Origin of the sequence: uncultured Alcanivorax sp. (assembly GCF_947258575.1) — a bacterium.
Lineage (GTDB): Bacteria > Pseudomonadota > Gammaproteobacteria > Pseudomonadales > Alcanivoracaceae > Alcanivorax.
The window spans coordinates 173,237-197,024 of sequence record NZ_CAMYIV010000003.1 but is presented as its reverse complement, the minus strand read 5'-3'; the positions used below and the strand labels follow the sequence as shown (position 1 = coordinate 197,024).

Annotated in this window: 21 protein-coding genes; 20 read left to right on the top strand and 1 reads right to left on the bottom strand. The window is 58.7% G+C overall.

What is annotated here, in order from left to right; genetic code table 11:
• Positions 1 to 64 precede the first annotated feature (64 nt).
• The 3 genes from prmB (at position 65) to Q0Y02_RS03140 (ending at position 3,419) form a co-directional block, all read left to right on the top strand.
• Positions 65 to 991 carry a 50S ribosomal protein L3 N(5)-glutamine methyltransferase gene (prmB, locus tag Q0Y02_RS03150; RefSeq protein ID WP_297764293.1) on the top strand — a complete coding sequence of 309 codons (927 nt, stop codon included), beginning with the start codon at positions 65 to 67 and terminating at the stop codon, positions 989 to 991.
• A 72-nt stretch (positions 992 to 1,063) separates the two neighbouring features.
• Positions 1,064 to 2,155 carry a chorismate synthase gene (gene aroC / locus Q0Y02_RS03145; protein WP_297764290.1) on the top strand — a complete coding sequence of 364 codons (1,092 nt, stop codon included), beginning with the start codon at positions 1,064 to 1,066 and terminating at the stop codon, positions 2,153 to 2,155.
• Between the two features lie 109 nt (positions 2,156 to 2,264).
• Positions 2,265 to 3,419 (top strand): MFS transporter, encoded by a 1,155-nt coding sequence (locus Q0Y02_RS03140; RefSeq protein ID WP_297764287.1) that lies wholly within the window; start codon positions 2,265 to 2,267, stop codon positions 3,417 to 3,419.
• 4 nt (positions 3,420 to 3,423) lie between these two features.
• On the opposite strand, the gene Q0Y02_RS03135 is transcribed toward Q0Y02_RS03140, so the two are convergent.
• Positions 3,424 to 4,299, bottom strand: a complete 876-nt coding sequence (locus Q0Y02_RS03135) for a LysR family transcriptional regulator (protein WP_084573342.1) — start codon at positions 4,297 to 4,299, stop codon at positions 3,424 to 3,426.
• 159 nt (positions 4,300 to 4,458) lie between these two features.
• Between Q0Y02_RS03135 and leuC the strand changes: the two genes are divergently transcribed.
• The 17 genes from leuC to Q0Y02_RS03050 all read left to right on the top strand — a co-directional run bounded on the left by leuC (position 4,459) and on the right by Q0Y02_RS03050 (position 23,710).
• A complete protein-coding gene (gene leuC / locus Q0Y02_RS03130) occupies positions 4,459 to 5,877 on the top strand; it encodes a 3-isopropylmalate dehydratase large subunit (protein ID WP_297764285.1) in 1,419 nt (472 codons plus the stop codon).
• A gap of 10 nt (positions 5,878 to 5,887) precedes the next feature.
• The gene (gene leuD, locus Q0Y02_RS03125; protein ID WP_297764282.1) at positions 5,888 to 6,526 is read left to right on the top strand and encodes a 3-isopropylmalate dehydratase small subunit; all 639 of its coding nucleotides are present in this window, start codon (positions 5,888 to 5,890) and stop codon (positions 6,524 to 6,526) included.
• A gap of 42 nt (positions 6,527 to 6,568) precedes the next feature.
• Positions 6,569 to 7,009 (top strand): hypothetical protein, encoded by a 441-nt coding sequence (locus tag Q0Y02_RS03120; RefSeq protein ID WP_297764279.1) that lies wholly within the window; start codon positions 6,569 to 6,571, stop codon positions 7,007 to 7,009.
• Positions 7,010 to 7,054: 45 nt separating this feature from the next.
• Positions 7,055 to 8,131, top strand: a complete 1,077-nt coding sequence (gene leuB / locus Q0Y02_RS03115; RefSeq protein ID WP_297764276.1) for a 3-isopropylmalate dehydrogenase — start codon at positions 7,055 to 7,057, stop codon at positions 8,129 to 8,131.
• A gap of 62 nt (positions 8,132 to 8,193) precedes the next feature.
• Positions 8,194 to 9,306: an aspartate-semialdehyde dehydrogenase gene (gene asd, locus Q0Y02_RS03110; protein ID WP_297764272.1), complete on the top strand. Its 1,113-nt coding sequence runs from the start codon at positions 8,194 to 8,196 to the stop codon at positions 9,304 to 9,306.
• Positions 9,307 to 9,432: 126 nt separating this feature from the next.
• Complete coding sequence (locus tag Q0Y02_RS03105; protein ID WP_297764269.1) at positions 9,433 to 10,446, top strand: aspartate-semialdehyde dehydrogenase; 1,014 nt, start codon at positions 9,433 to 9,435, stop codon at positions 10,444 to 10,446.
• 206 nt (positions 10,447 to 10,652) lie between these two features.
• A complete protein-coding gene (locus tag Q0Y02_RS03100; protein WP_297764266.1) occupies positions 10,653 to 13,730 on the top strand; it encodes a FimV/HubP family polar landmark protein in 3,078 nt (1,025 codons plus the stop codon).
• 227 nt (positions 13,731 to 13,957) lie between these two features.
• On the top strand, positions 13,958 to 14,761 hold the full coding sequence (gene truA, locus Q0Y02_RS03095) for a tRNA pseudouridine(38-40) synthase TruA (protein WP_297764264.1): 804 nt from the start codon (positions 13,958 to 13,960) through the stop codon (positions 14,759 to 14,761).
• A gap of 86 nt (positions 14,762 to 14,847) precedes the next feature.
• Positions 14,848 to 15,504: a phosphoribosylanthranilate isomerase gene (locus Q0Y02_RS03090; protein WP_297764261.1), complete on the top strand. Its 657-nt coding sequence runs from the start codon at positions 14,848 to 14,850 to the stop codon at positions 15,502 to 15,504.
• Positions 15,497 to 16,708 carry a tryptophan synthase subunit beta gene (gene trpB / locus Q0Y02_RS03085; protein ID WP_297764259.1) on the top strand — a complete coding sequence of 404 codons (1,212 nt, stop codon included), beginning with the start codon at positions 15,497 to 15,499 and terminating at the stop codon, positions 16,706 to 16,708. The genes Q0Y02_RS03090 and trpB overlap by 8 nt, the downstream gene beginning before the upstream one ends.
• 9 nt (positions 16,709 to 16,717) lie before the next feature.
• Positions 16,718 to 17,521 carry a tryptophan synthase subunit alpha gene (gene trpA / locus Q0Y02_RS03080; protein ID WP_297764257.1) on the top strand — a complete coding sequence of 268 codons (804 nt, stop codon included), beginning with the start codon at positions 16,718 to 16,720 and terminating at the stop codon, positions 17,519 to 17,521.
• A gap of 12 nt (positions 17,522 to 17,533) precedes the next feature.
• Positions 17,534 to 18,415, top strand: coding sequence for an acetyl-CoA carboxylase, carboxyltransferase subunit beta (gene accD, locus Q0Y02_RS03075; protein ID WP_035244153.1), 882 nt, complete (start codon positions 17,534 to 17,536; stop codon positions 18,413 to 18,415).
• Complete coding sequence (locus Q0Y02_RS03070; protein WP_297764252.1) at positions 18,408 to 19,643, top strand: folylpolyglutamate synthase/dihydrofolate synthase family protein; 1,236 nt, start codon at positions 18,408 to 18,410, stop codon at positions 19,641 to 19,643. The genes accD and Q0Y02_RS03070 overlap by 8 nt, the downstream gene beginning before the upstream one ends.
• Positions 19,636 to 20,250, top strand: a complete 615-nt coding sequence (locus Q0Y02_RS03065; protein WP_297764249.1) for an SPOR domain-containing protein — start codon at positions 19,636 to 19,638, stop codon at positions 20,248 to 20,250. Before Q0Y02_RS03070 ends, Q0Y02_RS03065 begins: the two co-directional genes overlap by 8 nt.
• 140 nt (positions 20,251 to 20,390) lie before the next feature.
• Positions 20,391 to 20,876: a CvpA family protein gene (locus tag Q0Y02_RS03060; RefSeq protein WP_297764246.1), complete on the top strand. Its 486-nt coding sequence runs from the start codon at positions 20,391 to 20,393 to the stop codon at positions 20,874 to 20,876.
• 68 nt (positions 20,877 to 20,944) lie between these two features.
• Positions 20,945 to 22,468, top strand: coding sequence for an amidophosphoribosyltransferase (gene purF / locus Q0Y02_RS03055; protein ID WP_297764244.1), 1,524 nt, complete (start codon positions 20,945 to 20,947; stop codon positions 22,466 to 22,468).
• A 30-nt stretch (positions 22,469 to 22,498) separates the two neighbouring features.
• Entirely contained in the window at positions 22,499 to 23,710 is a 1,212-nt protein-coding gene (locus tag Q0Y02_RS03050; protein ID WP_297764242.1) for an O-succinylhomoserine sulfhydrylase, read from the top strand.
• The last annotated feature ends 78 nt before the right edge of the window (positions 23,711 to 23,788 follow it).

Below are 23,788 nucleotides of genomic sequence, written 5' to 3'. Positions count from 1 at the left end.
CCGTCTGGCAGGCTTTCATGGCGGATTCTATGCTAATCTTCGCCGCCTGCTCGAGGAGGATGCCGTGATTAGCCCGCAACAACATAAAGAAGCCGTTATTGCCCTGCAGACAGTCAGGGATTGCCTGCGTTTTGGTGAGAGTGCCCTGCGTGCCGGCGAGGTTTTCTTTGGCCACGGCAATGATGATCCCTGGGACGAGGCGCTGGCCTTGTTGATGCACACCTTGTCACTACCGCTGAATAGCGATCCCCGCATTCTCGATGCCCGTTTGTTGCCCTCTGAAGTCAGTGACTACCTGGACCTGCTGTGTCGGCGGGTGAACGATCGGGTGCCAGTGCCTTATCTGACCCATGAAGCCTGGTTCTGCGGGCTACCTTTTTACGTGGACGAGCGCGTCCTGATTCCACGCTCGCCGTTGGCGGAGCTGATCGAGCAATCCTTCACGCCCTGGGTGGAGCCTGAGCAGGTCCATGCGGTACTGGATCTGTGTACTGGCAGCGGCTGTATTGCCATTGCCTGTGCCTACGCGTTTGAGCAGGCGAGGGTGGACGGCAGCGATATCAGTGAAGAGGCGCTGGCGGTATGCGAAGACAATATTCGCCGCCATGGCCTGGAAGGGCAGGTGAGAGCTCTGCATTCTGATGGCCTGGCCCAGGTGGATGGCCCCTACGACCTGATCGTCTCCAATCCGCCCTATGTGGACGCACAGGATATGGCCAGCCTGCCGGATGAATACCGCCACGAACCGGAACTGGCGCTGGCCTCCGGCGATGACGGCCTGGACTTTACCCGCCGCCTGCTGCGTGAGGCCCCGGATAAGCTTACCGAACACGGGGTATTGATCGTGGAGGTGGGCAATAGCTGGGAAGCCATGGTCAACCAGTGGCCGCAGGTGCCCTTCTTCTGGTTCGAATTCGAGCGCGGTGGTCACGGGGTATTCATGCTTACCCGCCAACAGCTGCTAGAATACCGCGAACAGTTTTCTTCCTGAGCCGCTGATGCCTCCTTTTACCGGGCAGGTGAAGGGGGGAAGCACTGGCCCAATGCTTTTTTGAGGATCCGCATGTCCGGCAACAGTTTTGGTGAACGTTTTCGCATCACCACCTTTGGTGAGAGTCATGGCCTGGCACTGGGGGCCATCGTTGATGGCTGCCCGCCGGGGCTGGAAATCAGCGAGGAGGACCTGCAGATAGAGCTGGACCGGCGCAAGCCCGGCACCAGCCGCTACACCACCCAGCGTCGCGAGCCGGATCAGGTGAAGATCCTCTCGGGGGTGTTCGAGGGCAAGACCACCGGCACCTCCATCGGCCTGCTGATCGAAAACACGGATCAGAAGTCCAAGGACTATTCCGATATCGCTACCACCTTCCGGCCCGGGCATGCGGACTATACCTACACCCAGAAATACGGCTTTCGCGATTACCGGGGTGGCGGTCGCTCCTCCGCCCGGGAAACCGCCATGCGCGTGGCGGCCGGCGCCATTGCCCGCAAGTATCTGGAGCAGACCTTGGGTATTCGTATCTATGGCGGCTGTACCCAGATCGGTGAGGTAAAAGCGGAGCAGCTCGACTGGAGCACGGTGAACAGCAACCCCTTCTTCTTCCCGGATGCGGCGAAGGTGCCGGAGCTGGAAGCGCTCATTAATGCCCTGCGCAAGGATGGTTCTTCCATTGGCGCGCGGGTGGAAGTGTTTGCCGACGGCGTACCGCCGGGCTGGGGCGAGCCGGTATTTGATCGTATCGACGCGGACCTGGCCAAGGCGATGATGTCCATCAATGCGGTCAAGGGCGTGGAAGTGGGTGACGGCTTTGCGGTGGTCAACCAGCGCGGTGAGCAACACCGGGATGAGATGACTCCGGAAGGGTTTCTCAGCAACCACGCCGGCGGCGTGCTCGGCGGTATCAGCTCTGGTCAGACCATCCGTGTGGCCATGGCACTCAAGCCCACCTCCAGCATTCTGATTCCCGGCAAGAGTATTGATCTGCAAGGCAATCCGCTGGAAGTGGTTACCAAGGGGCGCCATGATCCCTGCGTGGGTGTGCGTGCCACCCCCATCGCCGAAGCCATGCTGGCGCTGGTGCTGATGGATCACTGCCTGCGTCACCGGGCCCAGAATGGTGATGTGAAACCGCCTTTCCCGCCGATTCCCGGGTAAGTAAGCAGACAATGGAGGATACCAACGCCAGCCTGTGCAGGTTACAGGGTGTTGTTCGTATCCTTCTGGCTCTCCATGTACCGGTTTTGGCAAAGGACTGTGTTTTCTGATGCCCTATTACTGGCGACTGTCAGGCTTCTATTTCCTCTATTTCGGACTACTGGGCACCCTGGTGCCTTACTGGTCCCTGTACCTGAAGGACCTGGGTTTCAGCGCTGCTGCTATCGGCCTGCTGATGGCCATTCCGCAGCTGACCAAGATTGGTGCGCCTAACCTGTGGGGCTGGCTGGCGGATCGTAGTGGCCAGCGGCTACGTATCATTCGTACTGGCAACCTGCTGGCGGCGATCGTGTTCTTGCCGGTGTTCTGGGTCGATCAGTTTTGGTCCATGGCGGCACTGCTGGTGTCGTTCAGTTTCTTCTGGAATGCGGTACTGGCCCAGTTTGAAGTGCTGACCCTGCAGTCTCTGGGGCGTCAGTCTCACCGTTACAGTCTGGTGCGCCTGTGGGGGTCGGTGGGGTTTATCCTGGCGGTGCTGGTGCTTGGCGAGGCGCTGGACCGGCTCGGCACTGACCTGCTGCCCTGGGTGTTAAGCGCGCTGCTGTGGCTGCTGTGGCTGGGTACGCTGACCTTGCCGGCGGGTGACGGGCGGGCGCGTCACCGGGAAGAGGGTGGCCCATCGGTGTGGCGTGTGTTGCGCCGCCCGGCCGTTTCCCTGTTTCTGGTGTCGGCCTTTCTGATGCAGCTCTCTCACGGGCCTTACTACACCTTCTACAGTATCTATCTGCAGGATCTGGGCTTCAGCAAGTTTGTGGTGGGTAGCCTGTGGGCGCTGGGGGTTCTGGCAGAAGTGGGGCTGTTTCTGGTTATGCATCGGTTGATGCGGCGTTTCTCCATTCCCTGGATTCTGGTCGCCAGTCTGCTGTTGGCGGCCCTGCGTTGGCTGCTGATTGGGGTGGTGGCCGATTCGTTGTTATGGCTGGCACTTGCCCAGCTGCTCCACGCCGCCAGTTTTGGCAGCTTTCACGCGGCCAGTATTGCCTGGGTGCACAAGCAGTTCGGGGCGTCACTGGGGGGTCAGGGGCAGGCCCTGTATTCCAGCCTGGGCTTTGGCGCAGGTTGGGCGGCGGGGGCCGGGTTGTCCGGGTTGCTGTGGCAGCAGTGGGGGGCGAATCTGTTTTTCGGTGCCGCGCTGGCCGCCGTGCTGGCGGCCATCTTGCTGGTCGTTGGCGGGGTTACCCGTTCCCGGGATGCAGCCGCTTAAACAACTATAGACCGGATGCTTCCAGCGCTTGCAAAAACGCCCTGGCGGCATTGGAGCGAGTGCGTGCAGGGTGGATTACCACGCCCAACTCCCGCTCCGGCAACGGCACATCCACGGCCAATTCCACCACTGATCCATCCACCATGGTGGCGGGGAGTACGCTCCACCCCAGGCCGATGGAGACCATCATGTGAATGGTTTCCAGATAGTTGGTGGACATGGCGATATTGAGCTTCAGATTGTGCTCGTCAAATAGCCGCTCCACGATGCCACGGGTAAAGGTAACCGGTGACGGCAGGATAGCGCTGTAGCCGGTGAGGGTTTCCAGGGTGATATTGTCCACCTTGGCCAGCGGGTGCTCCGGTGCGCACATGAACACCAGCGGATCGCGCCAGATCACATCACTTTGCAAGCGCTCATCCGGCTGCGGGGGCAGGGTGACTACACCCATTTCCAACTCCCCGTGCAGCACCCCCTCCCAGGCTTCTTCCGAATCGATAAAATGGATGTCCAGTTCCACTTGCGGGTAGTCCCGTGAGAACTGACGCAGCACCGGTGGCAGACGATGCAGGCCGATATGGTGGCTGGTGCCGATGCGCAATTTGCCGGTGACAGAGCCGGACAGGTCGTGGATGGCCCGAGCCATGTCTTCCACGTCCATCAACACCTGTCGGGCCCGGGGCAGCAGGGAGCGGCCCGCTTCGGTAAGCTGAATCTGGCGACCCACCCGGTCAAACAGACGGGCGCCAAGCTGCTGTTCTAGCAAGGCGATGCGTTTGCTGATGGCGGGCTGCGTGATGTAGAGGCGCTCTGCGGCGGCAGAAAACGAGCCGGTTTCAGCCACTCCCATGAAGGCGCTCAGGGTCGGTGTGTCTATCATTACCGGGGCATCCAGTTGTTCGGTTGCGAGATAATAATTGGTTATCTTAAAAATGAAAAATATGAATTGGATTTATTGGTGGGTGAACCCTACATTAATCGTTATTGACAAACCAGTCGCAATGATGAAGTTGCTGCAGTGCGACGCAGGGAGAGAAACATGGCCGGCAAGACCCTCTATGACAAATTGTGGGACGCCCATCTCGTCACCGAACGTGAGGATGGCTCCGCGCTGATCTATATTGATCGTCAGATCATCCATGAGGTGACCTCGCCCCAGGCGTTTGAAGGCCTGCGCCTGGCTGGCCGCAAGCCCTGGCGCACCGGGGCCAGCGTGGCCACCATCGACCACAACGTCCCGACCACGCCATTCAAGTCTGCCGCTGAAATTGTGGATCAGACCTCGCGGATCCAGGTGCAGACTCTGCAGGATAACACCCGTGAATTTGGTATTACCGAATTCGGCATCGGCGATGTGCGCCAGGGCATCGTCCACGTGATGGCCCCTGAGCAGGGCGCCGTGCTGCCCGGCATGACCGTGGTCTGTGGTGATTCCCATACGTCCACCAATGGCGCGCTGGCCTGTCTGGCCCATGGTATCGGCACCAGTGAGGTGGAGCATGTGTTGGCCACCCAGACTCTGGTGGCCAAGAAGATGCAGAACATGCGCGTGGCCGTGGAAGGAGATCTGGGCCCCGGTGTCACCGCCAAGGATGTGGTGTTGCATATCATCGGCATCATCGGCACCGCTGGCGGTACCGGCTACGCCATCGAATTTGCTGGCAGCGCCATTCGCGGTTTGTCACTGGAAGGGCGTATGACCATTTGCAACATGGCCATTGAGGCTGGCGCCCGTGCTGGCATGGTGGCCGTGGATCAGACCACTATTGATTACGTGGAAGGCCGACCCTTCGCGCCGAAAGGCGAGGATTGGGATAAGGCGGTTGATTATTGGCGTACCCTGGTGTCCGACGCAGATGCCGAGTTCGACGCGCAAGTGAATATTGATGCGGCGGATATCCGCCCGCAGGTGTCCTGGGGCACCAGCCCCGAGATGGTGGTGCCGGTGGATGCCATGTTGCCGGACCCGCAGGCCGAGAGCGATGAGGTGAAGCGCTCTGGCATGCAGCGCGCCTACGAGTACATGGGGCTGAAACCGGGTATTCCGGTCACGGATATCCAGGTGGACCGGGTCTTCATCGGCTCCTGCACCAATTCCCGTATTGAAGACCTGCGAGCCGCCGCCGAGGTGGCAAAGGGTCGCCGCAAAGCGGATTCCGTCAAGCAAGTGCTGGTGGTGCCCGGCTCTGGCCTGGTCAAGCAGCAAGCTGAGAAGGAAGGTCTGGACAAGGTCTTTATTGCCGCAGGTTTTGAATGGCGGGAGCCGGGTTGCTCCATGTGTCTGGCCATGAATCCTGACCGCCTGGAAGCCGGTGAGCACTGTGCGTCCACCTCCAACCGTAATTTCGAGGGGCGTCAGGGCAATGGCGGTCGCACGCATCTGGTGAGTCCGGCTATGGCCGCGGCCGCTGCGGTGGCGGGCCATTTTGTGGATATTCGCGAACTCGACCAGGCCTGAGGAGCACATCATGGAAAAGTTTATTCGTCAGGAAGGGCTGGTCGCGCCGTTGGATCGTGCCAATGTGGACACCGACCAGATCATTCCCAAGCAATTTCTCAAGTCCATCAAGCGTACCGGTTTCGGGCCGAATCTGTTTGATGAGTGGCGCTATCTGGATGAAGGGTTTCCTGGCCAGGACAGTAGCCAGCGCCCGAAAAACGAGGGCTTTGTGCTGAACCAGCCCCGTTATCAGGGTGCCAGCATTTTGCTTACCCGTCGTAACTTCGGGTGCGGCTCCAGCCGTGAGCATGCGCCCTGGGCACTGATGGATTTTGGTTTCAAGGCCATCATCGCACCGAGTTTTGCGGATATCTTCTACAACAACTGCTTCAAAAACGGGTTATTGCCCATTGTGTTGTCTGAGGATAACGTGGAAGCCCTGTTCAGAGCGGTGGAAGGGAAGGAAGGTTTGCGAATCACCATTGATCTGGAGCAACAGCAGGTGATCCCGGAAAGCGGGGAGCCGCTGGCGTTTGAGATTGATGAATTTCGCAAGCATTGTCTGCTCAATGGTCTGGATGAAATCGGCCTCACGCTCAACGAGGCAGATACCATTCGTGCCTATGAAGCACGCCGCGCCGAGCGGGAACCCTGGATTTTCCAGTAACAGAGTCCGGGACCATTAAAAGAAAAAACAAGGAGGCGACACATGTTGCGAATTTTATCTTTGCTGTCAGTACTGACTCTGGCCGGGTGTGCGACCGGCATGTACAACGAACCGGACGCGGGTGGTGCGGCCAAACTGAGCATGGACAACCAGCTTTCCGTAGCCGCAAAAGGTGATGGCGGTGGTGGCTGGCAGATGCCCACCAGCAGCTCAGCCAAGGCGGAAATTTTCAAGGTCGACGGTGACCGGATTTCCGAGCAGGGCGGTGTGGAGTCGGTATTCATTGATGCCGGCGAGCGTTCCGTGGAAGTGTTTGCCGACCAGGGCGGCATCCTGCGGTTCGGCAAATTCCGCCATACCTTTGAAGAAAAGGGTATTTACCAGGTGCGGGTGAAGCCGTCGTCCGGCAACAAGGGTGACTACACTCTGGAGCTGGTCAAGGCCTCGGCACCTGACGATGTGCTGGTAAGCAAAAACTTTTAATCAACCGATCAAACACTTGGATCAAGTAGTAACAGGAAGCAGGTAATGAACAAGGTACTGGTGTTGCCCGGTGACGGTATTGGCCCGGAAATCGTGGATGAAGCGGTGAAGGTGCTGAATGTCGCCAAACAGAAGTTTGGCCTCGATGTAGAGCTGGACGAGGCCCTTGTGGGCGGCGCGGCGGTGGATGCGGAAGGTGATCCGCTGCCGGAAGGTACTTTGGAGAAGGCTCGCGCTGCGGATGCGATCCTGTTCGGCTCCATTGGTGGCCCCAAGTGGGACACCATCGAGCGGGACAAGCGCCCGGAGCGCGGCCTGCTGCGCCTGCGTTCCTCGCTGGGGCTGTTTGCCAATCTGCGCCCGGCGATCCTGTTTCCGCAGCTGGCGGATGCCTCAAGCCTGAAACCCGAAGTGGTTTCCGGCCTTGATATCCTGATTGTGCGTGAGCTGACCGGCGGCATCTACTTCGGTCAGCCCCGCGGTATCAAGGAAGAGAACGGCGAGCGCGTGGGTTTCAATACCTACGTGTACACCGAATCGGAAATGCGCCGTATCGCCAAGGTCGCTTTCGAGCTTGCCATGAAACGTGACAAGCGCGTTTGTTCGGTGGACAAGGCCAACGTGCTGGAAGTCACCGAACTCTGGAAAGAAGTGGTCACCGAGGAGGCCAAAGCCTACCCGGAGATCGAGTTGTCTCATATGTATGTGGACAACGCGGCCATGCAGTTAGTGCGTGCGCCGAAACAGTTTGATGTGATTGTCACCGGTAACCTGTTCGGTGACATTCTCTCCGATGAAGCCGCCATGCTCACCGGCTCCATCGGAATGCTGCCCTCCGCGTCCCTGGACGAGAACCGCAAGGGCTTGTACGAACCCTGCCACGGCTCGGCACCGGATATTGCCGGCCAGGGTATTGCCAACCCGCTGGCGACCATCATGTCGCTGGCCATGCTGATGCGTTACAGCCTGGAGCGCGGCGATGTGGCTGATGCCATTGAAGCTGCGGTAGAGCGGGTACTGGATCAGGGGTTGCGTACTGCGGACATCTACACCGAGGGCACTCGCAAAGTGGGCACTGAAGAGATGGGTAACGCCGTGGCTGAAGCTCTGGCCCAGGCGTAATAGCGCGTTCACCTGTTTATTCACAGATAGAAAGGGCAATCCTTTCAGGAGACAGTTTTCCAATGAAGAAAGTCGGTTTTGTCGGCTGGCGTGGCATGGTGGGTTCCGTTCTGATGGAGCGCATGATTGCCGAAAATGATTTTGCAGATATCGAACCGGTCTTTTTCTCGACCTCCCAGGTCGGACAGGCGGGCCCCGATGTGGGCAAGGATATTCCTGCCCTGGGCGATGCCAAGAGCATTGATGAGCTGAAAAGCCTGGATGTGATCGTGACCTGTCAGGGTGGCGATTACACCAATGAGGTGTATCCCAAGCTGCGTGAAGCTGGCTGGGACGGTTACTGGATTGATGCTGCTTCTGCGCTGCGCATGGCGGACAACAGCGTTATCGTGCTGGACCCGGTCAACCGCAATGTGATCGACAATGCCCTGGATAAGGGTGTGAAGGATTATGTGGGTGGCAACTGCACCGTCAGCCTGATGCTGATGGCCTTGGGTGGCCTGTTCAATGAAGGTTTGGTCGAATGGGCCAGTGCCCAGACTTACCAGGCAGCCTCCGGCGCCGGTGCCCAGAACATGCGCGAGCTGATCGCCCAGATGGGCAAGATTCATGGCGATGTGGCAGACAAGCTGGCTGACCCGGGCAGTGCGATTCTGGATATTGATAGCCAGGTAGCCGCGACCATGCGCAGTAGCGATCTGCCCACGGACCATTTCGGTCATTCCCTGGCGGGCTCTCTGCTGCCCTGGATCGACAAGGAAATGGAAAACGGTCAGAGCAAGGAAGAGTGGAAGGCTCAGGCCGAAACCAACAAGATCCTGGGCCGAGGCGCGGATCCCATTGCTCTGGATGGCACCTGTGTGCGTATCGGTGCCATGCGTTGCCACGCCCAGGCGCTGACTGTGAAGCTCACCCGCGATGTGCCGCTGGATGAAATCTACGACATCATCGGCAAGGCCAATGACTGGGTGAAAGTGGTGCCCAACGAGAAAGAGGCCACCCTGCGGGATCTGACCCCCACGGCGGTGACCGGCACCCTGAGTGTCCCGGTCGGTCGCTTGCGCAAGCTCAACATGGGCGGCGAGTACCTGAACGCCTTTACCGTGGGCGACCAGCTGTTGTGGGGCGCGGCGGAGCCGCTGCGTCGCATGCTGCGTATCCTTATGGAGCGCTGATAAGCCGCTAACAGTTGGGAAGTGTAAAAAACGCGGGCAGGGCCGAGGGATATCAAGGCCGTGCCCGCGTTCGTATTTGTGGGGGCGTGATCCGTGCTCCCGCCGCATCGTTGTAGCGAGGTTTCTATGCGTTCAATCAATCTTGCCATTGTCGGTGCAACCGGACTGGTCGGCGAGGCTATTATCAAGCTGCTGGCAGATCGGCAATTCCCGGTCGGCGAGCTTTTTGTGTTGGCATCTGAAAACGGCGCCGGGGGCAAGGTGTCCTTCGGCGGCAAATCGTTGACCGTCAAGAAAGCTGAGGACTTCGACTTTTCGCAAGTGGAGGTGGCGTTGTTTGCTGCCGGTGCCACTGTGAGTCAGCAATTGGCGCCCCGTGCCGCCGAGGCAGGTGCAGTGGCGGTGGATTTGTCACCGGCGTTTCGTTACGACTCTGGTGTGCCGCTGCTGGTGGCCGATGTTAATGATGAGCTGCTTGGTCAGGCCCGGGAAAACAATCTGGTGGCCTGCGCGGATGCCGCCACCGTGCAGCTGGTGCGGGCGCTCAAGCCTCTTGCTGATATGGCCCCGCTGCAGGAAGTGGTGGTGACACAGTTTCAGGCGGTGTCTGCAACAGGCAGGAGCGGGGTAGATCAACTGGCCCAGCAGAGCGTGCGCTTGCTCAATGGCTTGTCGCCCAGTGAGGCGGCCCAGGCCCAGATTGCCTTTAATGTACTGCCGGTCAGCGGACAAGCTCAGGAAAACGGTTTTACCAGCGAAGAGCTCAAGCTGATGCTGGAAACCCGCAGAGTGCTGGCCGACCAACCCCTGTCGGTCCAGGTCACCACGGTGCGGGTGCCGGTGTTCTACGGCCACGGCCAGAGTGTGTCGGTTCGTAGCATTCAGCCCCTGGCAATGGCGCAGGCGCTGTCGGTCTGGGAGGGGCAGAATGATCTGGATGTACTGGAAAATGACGACCCCCAGGCAATGTCCCCGGTGGCATCGGTGGAAGGGGAGCCGCGCCTGCGGATTTCCCGAACCCGGGAAGACATGGAAGGCAGCGGCGGTTTGAGCTATTTTAGCGTCGCCGACAATGTCCGTTGGGGGGCCGCTCTTAACGCGGTGAAGGTGGTCGAGAAGTTGCTAAAAGACTATCTGTAATGGATACTTACTGACATTATGTGACGCGGTTTCTAGGTTTTGACTCCAGCCTGGGGCAGAATGTGTGATCAGCGTCATAGGACTGCTTGCCGCCTCGGGTTCGTCCGGTAGCGCCCGCGGGATCGGGCTGAGCGCGGGAAACATAATAAATAAAGGGTTCGACCATGCTTCGAAAACTTGGGTTTGGCTTAACCGCACTGGTAATCATGTCACCAGGCGTTGCGGCGGCTTTAGGGGTTGGGGAATACGAGCTGAATTCCTACCTGAATCAACCCCTGGATATGGAAATTTCCCTGCATGAGGTTGGGGATCTGACCGCAGAGGAAATCCTCGTAAACCTGGCGTCGCAGGCCGAATTCGACGCAGCTGGGGTGGATCGTGCCTATTTCCTCAACCGTATGGATTTTGCGGTTGAGCTGCAGGCCGGTGACAAGGCGCTGCTGCATATCACCACGGATCAACCGGTTCGCGAACCTTATCTGAATTTTCTGGTGGAGTTTCTCTGGCCCACCGGTCGTCTGATGCGTGAGTACACGGTGCTGCTGGACCCGCCCAGCTATGCCGACAGTGTTTCTACAGCTGCACCCACCATCAGCCGGGCACCACAGCCGGTAACCCGCAGTGAGCCGGAATTTGAGCCGCAGGCTGCACCGAGTCGTCCGGCCGCCCTGTCATCCCCGTCAGAATCTGTAAGCTCGGCTCCCGCTGCCAGCCAGCCTGTGGCGGATAGCGGCCAGCGCAACACCTACACGGTAAAAGCCTCCGATACCATGTGGCGTATCGCTCTGGACAACCGTCCTGCAGAAAGCGTTTCTGTGCAGCAGATGCTGGTTGCTATCCAGACCATGAATTCTGACGCCTTTATCAACAATAACGTCAACCTGGTTCGGGAAGGCACGGTGCTACGCATTCCTAACGAACAGGAAGTGCGCAATATCTCTACCCGTAACGCCATCGTGGAAGTCGCTGACCAGAATCGTAAATGGCGCGAGATGCTGGAGGCCCGTGGCATTGCGGCTCCTCAGCAGCGTGCCCAGCTTGATGGTAGCCGCCAGGTTGCCGGCAGTGATGACGATGAGCAGGGTCCGACCACCGGGCAGGTGAAGCTGGTTTCTCCGGAATCCACCGCTGGTGTGGATGATGGCGATAGCACCGGCTCGGCCCGTGATGGCAGCGCCAATACCGCCGTGCTTGAGAATGAGCTGGCAATTCGTGACGAGAATCTGGACCGTCTTGACCGGGAAAATTCCGAGCTCAAATCACGCCTGGATGATCTTGAGAGCCAAACCCGCACCAGCGAGCAATTGCTGAAGCTGCGTAACGACCAGATTGCGCAATTGCAGGACGAACTCCGCAAGTTGCGGGAAGAGCAGGGTGTCGCCGTGGAAGGCGATGATCCGCTAATGGAAGAGCCGGCTGAACCAGTGGTGGCTGCGGATGATGAAACGGATGTCACCGCCAGCGGCGACGATGGATTAGCGGCAAGCGCTGATGACGCCTCCGGGCCGACTGCTGGCGACGACGCTGACAGCACTGCTGTTGCGCAAACCGATTCCGGCGTCACCGAGGATGGCACTGCAGCGGCTGGCGATGGCGACGGTGTTGACGCTGAAGCGCCGGAAAATACTGATGCAGCCGTTACTGCGGCTGAGCCTGCAGTGGAAAAAGCGCCAGAAGTGGCCAAGCCAAAGCCGGTGGCACCTGCGCAGCCTCCAGTCCAGGAGCAGGGCGGTATTGTCGCTTTGTTACTCGATAACCTGATGTATATCGGCCTGGGGCTGGTTGCCATCCTGCTGTTGGTCTTCCTGCTGCTGCGCGGCAAGAAGAAGGATGGCGGCGATGAAGAGTCCGATGGCGCGCTGTTTGAAGACCTGGATGATGAAGGCCAGGACGAATTCGGCCTCAACCTGGACGATGACAATGTCGCCACAGGTGCTGTCGCTGACCACGATGAAGATGCCGAGGTTCCGCAGCAGACTAGCAGCCAGGATCCGCTGGAAGACGTGGAAGTCTATGTGGCCTACGGCCGCTACCCGCAGGCGGTGGATTTCCTGCGCAACGAAATCAACAAGCATCCTCAGCGGGCGGACCTGAAAGTTCGCTTGTTGGAACTGCTCAAGGAAATGAATGACGAGGCTGCCTTCCAGCAGCAGACCAGCATTTTTGCCGGCACGTCCCCCGAGGTTGATGAAGCCATTGCCCGTCTGGGGGGGAGCGGCCCATCCCAGACAGCAGACAGTGATGACGACGCGCTGTCCCTGGATGATCTGGAAATGGGTCTGTCCTCGGGTCTGGATGACGATGTTCCCACCATGCAGGCCGATGAGCCGGAATCGTCTGCTGCCACCTCTGGTGACCTGGCGAAAGGGGATCAGGGCGATGAGCTGGCTGATTTTGATTTCGAGCTGGATGCAGATGAGGACAGCGACAGTGAAGATCACACCCTGATGCTGGATCCTTCCGAGGATACGGCCTCTCTGGATGATGATTTCAGTCTGGATTTTGAAGACGACAGCAAGACGGAAGCTGAGCAGGAAGCGCCGCTTTCCGATGCCGACAAGCAGTCCCTGGGTGCCAGCCCTGTTCTGGAGCTGGACGATGTCAGCAGTTCGTCGATGGGCGACGGTGATGCCGAGTACGGGGATCTGAATCTGGACGATATGAGCCTTGAGTTCGATGAGTCCGGTGACAGTGAAGACAGTAAGGAAGAGCTGGATCTTTCCCTGGATGACCTGGACCTGGATGGCGACTCTGGTGAACGTGCCGATGACACCCTGACGGATCTGGACCTGGAACTGGACGCGGCGGAGAAATCCCTGGCCGGTTCTGCGGACAGTGACGACAAGGATGATCTCGCCGATCTGGATCTGGAGATGCCAGCTGACGAGCCGACCCCGTCGCCGGATCAGGCCGCATCCCTCGAAGACTTGCTGGGCGACGATGATCTGCAGCTGGACGACCAGGACGACAGCCTGTCTCTGGATGAGGAGCCAGTTGAGGAAGAGTCACAGCCTGAGCCGCAAGCCCCGGTTGCTGCCGCTGAGCCGGAAGACGACATTGAGCCGTCTGTTGCACCCCAGGCCTCCGGCGATGTGCTGGGTGACGAGGACGATTTCGACTTCCTCGGTGAGACCGACGAAAACGCTACCAAGCTGGATCTGGCCAAGGCCTATATCGACATGGGTGATAGCGAAGGTGCCCGTGATATCCTCAACGAGGTGATCTCTGAAGGTAGCGATCAGCAACAGGCGGAAGCCCGTGAGCTGATGGGGCAGGTTGGTTAATCCTCTGCCGCTAGGAAAAAAGGGGGCGATGCCTTAAGGTATCGCCCCCTTTTTGTTTTAGTTGCGAGTTGAACGTTCGGCGTTGAAACAGCGTGTGGTGGTGGGGCGTTGAACGTTGATCGCCCTGCCCGTGAAGCAGGCCTCCACATGCGGGTTTATCTTGTCGGCTGGTTAGCACTTCGGTTCGCGATTTAACTTTCAGCTTTGACCTTTCAACTGAGGTTGTCATGGCCCGGATCGCCCTTGGAATTGAATACGACGGTACCGACTTTCGTGGCTGGCAGACCCAGCAAGCCGGTGTAAGAACCGTGCAGGAATGCCTTGAGAAAGCGCTATCGAAAGTAGCGGACCATCCTGTCTCTGTGGTCTGTGCCGGTCGCACCGATGCGGGCGTGCATGGCACCGGCCAGGTGGTGCATTTTGACTCCAATGCCCCCCGGGAAATGAAAAGCTGGATCATGGGAGGCAATACCAACCTGCCTCGGGATGTGACTGTGCGCTGGGCCACCCCGGTAAGCGAAGATTTCCACGCGCGGTTTTCTGCTGTCAGTCGCCGCTATCGTTACGTGATCTACAACCACTCACGCCCACCGGCCTTGTATCGCAATCAGGTGACTTGGAATTATCGGCCGCTCGATCTCAACGCCATGCGTGAAGCGGCTGGCCACCTGGTTGGCAGCCACGATTTTACCGCTTACCGCAGTGTGCACTGTCAGGCGAAGTCACCGCACAAGACCCTGCACAGTCTGAAACTGCATGAAATTGGCAAGGTGATCGTGCTGGAAGCTCATGCTAACGCCTTCTTGATGCATATGGTGCGTAATATGGCAGGTGTGCTGATGACGATCGGTGCGGGCAAGCGACCAGCCCATTGGGCTCGTGAGGTGCTGGAATCCGGGGATCGTCGCAAGGGGGCAGCAACAGCACCACCCTTTGGCTTGTACCTCGTGGACATCGAATACCCGGACCATTTCGATTTACCCAGAGAGCCGCTTGGCCCCCTGTGGTTGCCGCATTCTCTTGAGGCATAATGAGCAACGGGGCAGTGGTGAATGATTTATGGCTAATGCCCCGAAACATCCCTAATCCGCCGGGCTTTTGATACACTGGAGAACCCATGACCATACCCCGGGTCAAAATCTGTGGCATCACCCGCATCGAAGATGGACTGGCGGCGGCAAACGCCGGTGCCGATGCCATTGGTCTGGTGTTTTACGAGCCCAGCCCCCGTTACGTGACGGTCGCCAGGGCGGCGGCAATATGTGCCAGTTTGCCACCGTTTGTGACCACGGTTGGTTTGTTCGTGAATGCGTCGCAAGCCGCCATTGACCATGTGTTGGCTCAGGTGCCGCTGGATCTGCTGCAATTTCATGGTGATGAGCCCGCGCAGTTCTGCTCCCGTTTTTCGCGTCCCTGGATCAAGGCGGTGCGAATGAAAGATGATGTGGATCTGTATCGTTACGCGATGGAATATCGGGAAGCGGCTGGGCTTTTGGTGGATAGCTATGTGCCCGGTGTCCCTGGTGGTACCGGTGAGACGTTTAACTGGGGCAGATTACCCAAGGATCTGCCCCTTCCCGTGGTGCTGGCCGGTGGCCTGCATCCGGGCAATGTGGCCGATGCCGTAGCACAGGTGCGGCCTTGGGCGGTGGATGTCAGTGGCGGCGTTGAGCAGAAGACTGTTCAGGGCGGCCGCAGTGGAGGGGTCAAGGACCCATCCGCCATCCGCGCCTTTATCAAAAGTGCGAAAATACGAGGAGTAGCTGGTGTCTGAACGCCCTGATTTTTCTGCTTTTCCTGACGCCCGAGGCCATTTCGGCCAGTTTGGCGGCTGTTTTGTTTCCGAGACCCTGATGGGGGCTCTGGACGATCTGGCCGCTATGTATGAGCGTCTCAAGGATGATCCGCAGTTCCGTGCGGATTTCGACTATGACCTGGCCCACTATGTTGGCCGTCCGTCCCCGCTGTACCTGGCGGAGCGATGGTCGAAGCAGCTCGGCGGTGCAAAGATCTGGCTCAAGCGTGAAGACCTGAACCATACCGGTGCCCACAAGGTGAACAACACCATTGGCCAGGCGCTGTTGGCCAAACATATGGGCAAGCCGCGGGTGATTGCGGAAACCGGGGCAGGGCAGCACGGTGTGGCAACGGCCACTGTGGCGGCTCGGCTGGGTCTCAAGTGTCAGGTGTATATGGGCGCTGAAGACGTGGAGCGGCAAAAGCTCAACGTCTACCGTATGAAGCTGCTGGGCGCTGAGGTGATTCCGGTGACGTCCGGTTCAAAAACCCTCAAAGACGCCATGAACGAGGCAATGCGTGACTGGGTAACCAACGTAGATGATACCTTCTACATCATCGGTACCGTGGCCGGCCCGCATCCGTATCCGCTTCTGGTGCGTGACTTCCAGTGCGTGATCGGTCGTGAAGCCCGCGAGCAGAGCCTCAAGCAGGCGGGCAAGTTGCCTGATGCGCTGGTGGCATGTGTCGGAGGTGGTTCCAATGCCATTGGCCTGTTCCATCCTTTCCTCAATGATGATGGTGTGGCCATGTATGGCGTGGAAGCTGCGGGTGACGGTATCGAAACCGGCCGCCATGCAGCGCCGTTGAGTGCCGGTCGTCCGGGTGTATTGCACGGTAACCGTACCTACCTGATGGAAGATGATAACGGCCAGATCATCGAAACCCATTCCGTGTCTGCTGGCCTGGATTATCCCGGTGTGGGCCCCGAGCATTCCTGGCTGAAGGACCTGGGTCGGGTAAATTATGTGTCGGCGGATGACAAGGAAGCCCTCTCGGCGTTCCGTGAGCTGACCCAGGTAGAGGGCATCATGCCGGCTCTGGAATCGGCTCATGCGCTGGCCTATGCTCGCAAACTGGCTCCGACCATGTCTCCGGATCAGGACATCGTTATCAACCTGTCCGGTCGTGGAGACAAGGATATTCTGACTGTCGCCGCCATCGATGGCATTGAATTTTAAGGAGCAGTAATGCGTCGTATTGAAAGCTGTTTTCAGCGGTTGGCCGAGCAGAAGCGCAAGGCCTTGATTCCCTTTGTGACCGCCGGTGATTCCAGTAAGGAAGTGACAGTGCCGTTGATGCACGCCATGGTGGAAGCGGGTGCCGACATCATTGAGCTGGGCGTGCCTTTCTCGGACCCCATGGCCGATGGCCCGGTGATCCAGAAGGCCTGTGAGCGGGCCCTGGCCCATGGTACCTCCACCCATGATGTGCTGGCCATGGTCAAGGAGTTCCGCGAGCGCGATACCCAGACCCCGGTCGTACTGATGGGCTATCTGAACCCGGTGGAGGCGCTTGGCTACGAAAATTTTGCCAAGGCCGCCTCGCAAGCCGGCGTGGATGGCATCTTGCTGGTGGACCTGCCGCCGGAAGAAGCCCTGGAAATCAAGCCGGTGATGGATGCCCACGAGCTGGACATGATTTTCCTGGTGGCGCCCACTACGTCGGATGCCCGTATCAAGCTGATTGGCAAGGCCGGCTCCGGCTACTTGTATTACGTTTCCTTGAAGGGCGTGACCGGCTCCGCATCACTGAATGTGGACGAGGTAGCCGGACGGGTTGAAACAATTCGCAACCTTGCTCAATTGCCCATTGGTGTCGGCTTTGGTATCAAAGACGCTGAATCTGCACAGGCGGTGAGCCGGGTGTCCGATGGTGTGGTCGTTGGTAGTGCTCTGGTGAACCAGATTGCTGCCAATCCGGATAACCCGGAGGCGATCAACAAGGCCATCAGTGACATCCTGGCCGCCATGCGCAACGCTATGGATCAGTAACGGGACCTTTGCATGAGCAACAGCAACTGGCTGGAGAAAATCCTGCCTGCAGTACGTCGCCCCCAGGAAAACCGGCGCAACAACATTCCCGAGGGGCTGTGGCGTAAATGCCCGCGCTGCGACGGGGTGGTGTACCGGCCCGAACTGGACCGCAACATGGATGTTTGCCCGAAGTGTGAGCATCACCTGCGAATCAATGCCCGGCGGCGGCTCAAGCTGTTTCTGGACGAGGGGCCGCAGACGGAAATCGGTGCCGAACTGGCGCCAGTAGACCGTCTCAAGTTCAAGGACTCCAAAAAGTACAAGGACAGACTGGTGGCTGCCCAGAAAGCCACCGAAGAGAACGATGCCCTGATTGTCCTGAAAGGCGCCCTGCACGGTGAGCCCCTAGTGGCCTGTGCCTTCGAGTTCAACTTCATGGGTGGTTCCATGGGCTCGGTGGTCGGCGAGCGTTTTGTTCGCGCGGTGGATGTGTGCCTGGAGCAGAAGCTTCCGCTGGTGTGTTTCTCGGCAAGTGGCGGCGCGCGCATGCAGGAGGCGCTTTTCTCCCTCATGCAGATGGCCAAGACCAGCGCGGCGCTGGAAAAGATGCGCCAGGCGGGGTTGCCGTTCATCTCTGTGCTGACCGATCCAGTGTATGGCGGTGTGTCTGCGTCCCTGGCCATGCTGGGTGATGTGAATGTGGCTGAGCCCAATGCCCTGATCGGCTTTGCCGGACCCCGGGTGATTGAACAGACCGTGCGACAGAAATTACCCGAGGGGTTCCAGCGCAGTGAATTCCTGGTTGATCACGGTGCCATCGACATGATCGTGTCTCGCCACGATATGCGCGATACCCTCCATCGCCTGCTGGCGAACATGATGGGCTGGCCCCTCCAGACTGTTGATGACTGAAGACTCTGCCGCTTCCGTTCTGGCCGCCTGGCTGGAGCGGATCGAGGCCATGCATCCCACCGAAATCGAACTGGGTCTGGAGCGCATCCGCCAAGTGGCACGTCGTCTTGGGGTGGATTCCATGCCGGTGCCGGTGATCACCGTGGCTGGTACCAATGGAAAAGGCTCCACCCTGCGCCTGATGCAGGTTCTGGCTGAGCGCCATGGCCGTCGAGTCTGTCTCTACACCTCTCCTCATCTGCATCGTTTCAATGAGCGTGTGTGTCTGCCCGACGGTTTAGCCTCGGATCAGCAGCTCTGTGAGGCGTTTTCGCAGGTGGAACAGGCTCGTCAGGGTATCTCGCTGACCTATTTCGAGTTCAGTACCCTGGCGGCACTGTGGCTCTTCCGGCGCAGCGAGGCGGATCTGGTGCTACTGGAAGTCGGTCTGGGTGGCCGGCTTGATGCGGTGAATATCGTCGACCCGAATGTGGCGGTGGTCACCTCTGTAGGACTGGATCACCAGGACTGGCTGGGTGACACCCGCGAGGCCATTGCCGGGGAAAAATGCGGCATTGCTCGTTCCGGCAGACCGCTGGTTTTCGGTGAGGCAGACTGGCCGAACAATCTGTCGGCCCTGGCAGAGCGCTATGGGGTTGAGCCGGTGTTCGCCGGGCGGGAGTTTCGCCTCAATGAGCAGGGAGTCACGCTCGGTGATGGTGGTGAGTTGGGCTTTCCCGGCAGGGTGACCCTGGGTCGGGATAACCTGGCGACCGCGTGTCAGGCGCTTGTTCTGGCTGGGGTCCCGGTTACTACACAGGACTGCATGGCGGTGGCCGATGTGCCGCTGTTCGGGCGTTGTGAATTTCGCCAGTTGCAGGGACACCCCTGCTGGTTTGATGTGGGGCATAATCTGGCGGCGGTGACCCGCTTCCTGCAACTGTTGCCACCCTGCGAAGGTCGGCGGCATCTGGTGTTCGGAATGATGGCGGACAAGCCCATTGAGGATGTGGTGGCGTTATTCGCCGACCAGCCGGTGAGCTGGCACCTCGCTGCCCCGGCCATGGCTCGGGCAGCATCGCCATCCAGGCTGGCAGCTGCGTTGCCGGCGCAGGCGCCATCCAGTCAGTATGAGAGTATCTCCGAGGCACTGAGGGGAGCCCTGGGCGCTGCACAGAGCAGCGATCAGGTGCTAATCTTTGGGTCTTTCTATACCGTTGCGGAAGCGAGGGGAGAGCAAGGTGGATAAACGAACCCGCCAGCGCATTATCGGCATTGTCCTGTTGTTGGTTCTGGCGGCTGTCCTGGCGCCCTTTGTGTTCCGGTCTCCGGAGCAGATTCGCAATGCGCTGGATATGCAAATTCCGGATCAGCCAGAGATGACCGCGGTGAATGTGGAGCCGGTGGTCTCAGAAGAGATGGAAAGCGCTGCAGCGGAGCGTATCCAGTCCGAGCGTGACGCTGTCAAAGAGGCGGCCCAAGAGCAGTTGCGGGCCGAGACGGACAGCGCCGATGAATCTCCTGCTGATGCCCGTGAAGACAGCCAGGCAGCGCCGATTATCGACGACGCGCCCGTGCCACCGCCGGTCAAACCGGATGATAGCCCGGTTCTGGCCGGTTTCGTGGTCCAGGTGGGCAGTTATTCCAGTGCTGATAATGCTGCAGGTGTGGTGGACAAGCTGAAAGCCGCTGGCTACCGGGCCTATAGCGAAACCGACAGCCACCAGGGCAAGGTCGTTCATCGCGTCATGGTGGGCCCGGAAATCCACAAGAAGGATGCCGAGCGAACCCGCCAGCAGCTGGCGGATGACAGTCGTTTTGGCTTCAAGGGGCTGGTGCGGATTTATGCACCCTGATTGCCAGCGCCCATCGGGCGTATCCATGGGCAAGTGCTCCTGCCTCTGTTAAACTTCGCCCTCTGAATTTTCCGGGCAGCCGGGTGCGGACAAGCGCGCCGGGTTGCCTCAGGAATCAAGCCGGTGAGAGCACGCTTTACATGAATCTGGCAGACGCCATCATTCTGATCGTCATCGCAATTTCCGCTTTGCTGAGCGTGCGCCGTGGCTTCACCCGCGAAGCCTTTTCATTGCTCACCTGGGTGGCTGCCTTTATCATCGCGCGCCTGTTCAGCCCGGCCCTGGATCTCCTTATTCAAGATCAGATTGCCACCCCCAGCCTGCGAGCCGCCGTTGCTTTCGGTTTGCTGTTTGTGCTGACGCTGGTGGTGGGCGCCCTGATTAACCATCTGCTCGGTGAATTGATCCGTGTTACCGGGCTGAGCAGCACTGATCGCTTACTGGGGATGGTCTTCGGCGCCTTGCGAGGAGTGCTGCTGATGGTCGTGCTGGTAGCCTTGGGTCGGCATATGTTTGGCGCTGACCCGTGGTGGCAAGAATCCACTCTGGTTCCGCATCTGGTCATGATGGAAGCGTGGACTCGGGACATGGGTGAGAAGCTGCTCGCCCTGGTCATGAACGTATAAGCAACGAGGGTGTGTATGACATCATTGATATCGATGGTGTTAGCAGGCCCTAACGAGAGGAAAGTACCATGTGCGGCATTGTGGGCATTGTCGGCCATCGCTATGTGAACCAGGGCATCTATGATGCGCTGACAGTCCTTCAGCATCGGGGGCAGGATGCAGCCGGTATCGTTACCTGTGACGGGGATCGTCTCTATCTGCGCAAGGACAATGGCATGGTGCGCGACGTGTTTCGCACCCGCCATATGCGCCGTCTGGTGGGGAACATGGGCATTGGCCATGTGCGCTATCCCACAGCCGGCAGCTCCAGTTCGGCCGAAGCCCAGCCGTTCTATGTGAATTCGCCCTACGGCATCACCCTGGCTCACAACGGCAACCTCACTAACGCTGAGGCACTGGCGGAGCACATTTTCCGGGCTGATCTGCGCCATATCAATACCACCTCCGATTCCGAGGTGCTGTTGAATGTGTTCGCTCACGAATTGCAGAGCATTGGCAAGCTGCAGCCAGAACCAAACGATATTTTTGATGCCGTGGCCGCGGTTCACAAGCGGGTCGAAGGCGCCTATGCAGTGGTGGCCATGATCACCGGTTACGGCATTCTGGCATTCCGCGACCCCCACGGTATTCGTCCGGTCTGCTTTGGGCGCAAGGATACGCCCAGCGGCCCCGAGTACATGGTGGCTTCCGAGTCTGTGGCTTTGTCTTCCCTGGGCTTTCATATCGAACGAGACCTGGAGCCGGGTGAAGCCATTTATATTACTGCCGAAGGGGAAATGCACACCCGTCAATGTGCCGATAAACCCAGCCTTCACCCATGCATTTTCGAACAGGTTTACCTGGCTCGTCCTGACTCGATCATCGACGGTATCTCGGTGTACAAGGCGCGTTTGCGCATGGGTGAGAAACTGGCGGAGAAAGTGGAGCGAGAGTGGCCGGATCACGATATTGACGTGGTGATTCCAATTCCGGATACCAGCCGTACTTCGGCCCTGCAGATGGCCAATCACCTTGGCGTCAAATACCGCGAAGGTTTTATCAAGAACCGTTATATTGGCCGCACCTTCATCATGCCCGGCCAACAGCAGCGCAAGAAGTCGGTACGCCAGAAACTCAATGCCATCGAGCTGGAATTCAAGGGCAAAAATGTGCTGCTGGTGGATGATTCCATTGTGCGCGGCACCACCTGTAACGAGATCATCCAGATGGCGCGCGAAGCCGGCGCCAAGAAGGTGTATTTTGCCTCCGCGGCGCCAGCAGTACAGTTCCCCAATGTCTATGGCATCGATATGCCGGCTGCCCAGGAGCTGATTGCCCACGGTCGTACCACCGAGGAAATCGGCAAACTGATTGGTGCGGACAAATTGATCTATCAAGATCTGGAAGATCTGGTGGAAACGTGCAAGGAAGGCAATCCCGGAGTGGAGTCCTTTGACTGTTCCGTGTTCAATGGAATCTATCTGGCAGGAAACATCACACCGGAATACCTGGCCAGCCTGGAAGCACGGCGCAATGATATGGCCAAAGGCAGTAATGAAAAAACCCAGGCACTGGCGGATAACGAGATTATCGACCTGCACAACACAAACTGAGTAAGACCCAAGGGAAAATTGAGGCTATCAATGAACGATCTTGATCCGACACAACTCGATGTGGAAACGCTGGCAATCCGCACTGCACAGTTGCGTACGGACGAGATGGCGCACTCGGATCCGATTTTCCTGACCTCCAGTTTTGTCTATGAAAGCGCCGCCCAGGCGGCAGCGCGATTTGGCGGGCAGGAACCGGGCAATATCTATTCCCGTTTCACCAACCCGACCGTACGTGCTTTTGAACAGCGCCTGGCTGCGCTGGAAGGAGGGGAGGCCTGTGTGGCCTTTGCCTCCGGTATGGCCGCCATCAGTGGCACTTTCTTTTCCTTGTTGGCACCAGGCGATCATATCGTCAGCTCCCGCAGTGTGTTCGGTACCACCAATGTGGTATTTGACAAATATCTGTCCAAATTCGGCATCGAGACGTCGCTGGTGGACCTTAGCGACCTGAAGGACTGGGAAGCGGCAATCCGCCCGGAAACCCGTATCTTGTATCTGGAAACGCCGTCCAATCCGCTATCGGAAATTGGTGATATACGTGCCTTGGCCAAACTGGCCCATGACAACGGTGCCTTGCTGGTGGTGGATAACTGTTTCTGCACACCGGCCTTGCAGAAACCGCTGGAGCTGGGCGCGGATATCATTATTCACAGTGCCACCAAATACCTGGATGGTCAGGGTCGCTGTCTTGGTGGCGCGGTGGTCGGGCGTAAAACGGAAATGGAAGAAGTGCTGGGTTTTGTCCGCTCCGCGGGTGCCTGCATGAGCCCATTCAACGCCTGGGTATTCCTGAAGGGGTTGGAAACACTGTCGTTGCGAATGGAAGCACAGAGTGCGCGCACTCAGGCGTTGGCCGAGTGGCTGGAAAGCCAGCCGGGCATCGTGCGGGTGCACTATGCGGGTCTTAAGAATCATCCCCAGCATGCACTGGCCGGTAAGCAGCAGTCCGGTTACGGTGCGGTCATGTCCATTGAAGTAGAAGATGCCGCGGGTAACCGGGATAGACAGGCAGCCTGGCGCTTTATTGATGCCACCCGACTGATTTCCATTACCGCAAACCTGGGGGATGTTAAAACGACGATTACGCATCCGGCGTCAACCACCCATGGGCGCGTGAAAGAGGAAGAAAAACAACGGGCCGGGGTTACCGAAAACCTTATCCGTCTGGCCATTGGCCTGGAATCGGTCAAGGATCTCAAGGCAGATTTGAGCCGCGGGTTACAGGCGCTCGGTAGCGCATAAAACGAGACGTTGCATACATAGCAACCTGTGAACAGAAAACGCTTTGGCATGCCGCGTGAAGCGTGCAGCCTGTTGCGT

What these genes read in the sequence shown, in the direction of transcription:
- Q0Y02_RS03140 (WP_297764287.1), top strand. Translation starts at nt 2,265, where the DNA reads ATGCCCTATTACTGGCGACTGTCAGGCTTCTATTTCCTCTATTTCGGA.
- leuB (WP_297764276.1), top strand. Translation starts at nt 7,055, where the DNA reads ATGAACAAGGTACTGGTGTTGCCCGGTGACGGTATTGGCCCGGAAATC.
- Q0Y02_RS03135 (WP_084573342.1), bottom strand. Translation starts at nt 4,299, where the DNA reads ATGATAGACACACCGACCCTGAGCGCCTTCATGGGAGTGGCTGAAACC.
- truA (WP_297764264.1), top strand. Translation starts at nt 13,958, where the DNA reads ATGGCCCGGATCGCCCTTGGAATTGAATACGACGGTACCGACTTTCGT.
- Q0Y02_RS03100 (WP_297764266.1), top strand. Translation starts at nt 10,653, where the DNA reads ATGTCACCAGGCGTTGCGGCGGCTTTAGGGGTTGGGGAATACGAGCTG.
- leuD (WP_297764282.1), top strand. Translation starts at nt 5,888, where the DNA reads ATGGAAAAGTTTATTCGTCAGGAAGGGCTGGTCGCGCCGTTGGATCGT.
- leuC (WP_297764285.1), top strand. Translation starts at nt 4,459, where the DNA reads ATGGCCGGCAAGACCCTCTATGACAAATTGTGGGACGCCCATCTCGTC.
- Q0Y02_RS03090 (WP_297764261.1), top strand. Translation starts at nt 14,848, where the DNA reads ATGACCATACCCCGGGTCAAAATCTGTGGCATCACCCGCATCGAAGAT.
- Q0Y02_RS03070 (WP_297764252.1), top strand. Translation starts at nt 18,408, where the DNA reads ATGACTGAAGACTCTGCCGCTTCCGTTCTGGCCGCCTGGCTGGAGCGG.
- Q0Y02_RS03050 (WP_297764242.1), top strand. Translation starts at nt 22,499, where the DNA reads ATGAACGATCTTGATCCGACACAACTCGATGTGGAAACGCTGGCAATC.
- trpA (WP_297764257.1), top strand. Translation starts at nt 16,718, where the DNA reads ATGCGTCGTATTGAAAGCTGTTTTCAGCGGTTGGCCGAGCAGAAGCGC.
- Q0Y02_RS03105 (WP_297764269.1), top strand. Translation starts at nt 9,433, where the DNA reads ATGCGTTCAATCAATCTTGCCATTGTCGGTGCAACCGGACTGGTCGGC.
- Q0Y02_RS03060 (WP_297764246.1), top strand. Translation starts at nt 20,391, where the DNA reads ATGAATCTGGCAGACGCCATCATTCTGATCGTCATCGCAATTTCCGCT.
- Q0Y02_RS03120 (WP_297764279.1), top strand. Translation starts at nt 6,569, where the DNA reads ATGTTGCGAATTTTATCTTTGCTGTCAGTACTGACTCTGGCCGGGTGT.
- aroC (WP_297764290.1), top strand. Translation starts at nt 1,064, where the DNA reads ATGTCCGGCAACAGTTTTGGTGAACGTTTTCGCATCACCACCTTTGGT.
- asd (WP_297764272.1), top strand. Translation starts at nt 8,194, where the DNA reads ATGAAGAAAGTCGGTTTTGTCGGCTGGCGTGGCATGGTGGGTTCCGTT.
- accD (WP_035244153.1), top strand. Translation starts at nt 17,534, where the DNA reads ATGAGCAACAGCAACTGGCTGGAGAAAATCCTGCCTGCAGTACGTCGC.
- purF (WP_297764244.1), top strand. Translation starts at nt 20,945, where the DNA reads ATGTGCGGCATTGTGGGCATTGTCGGCCATCGCTATGTGAACCAGGGC.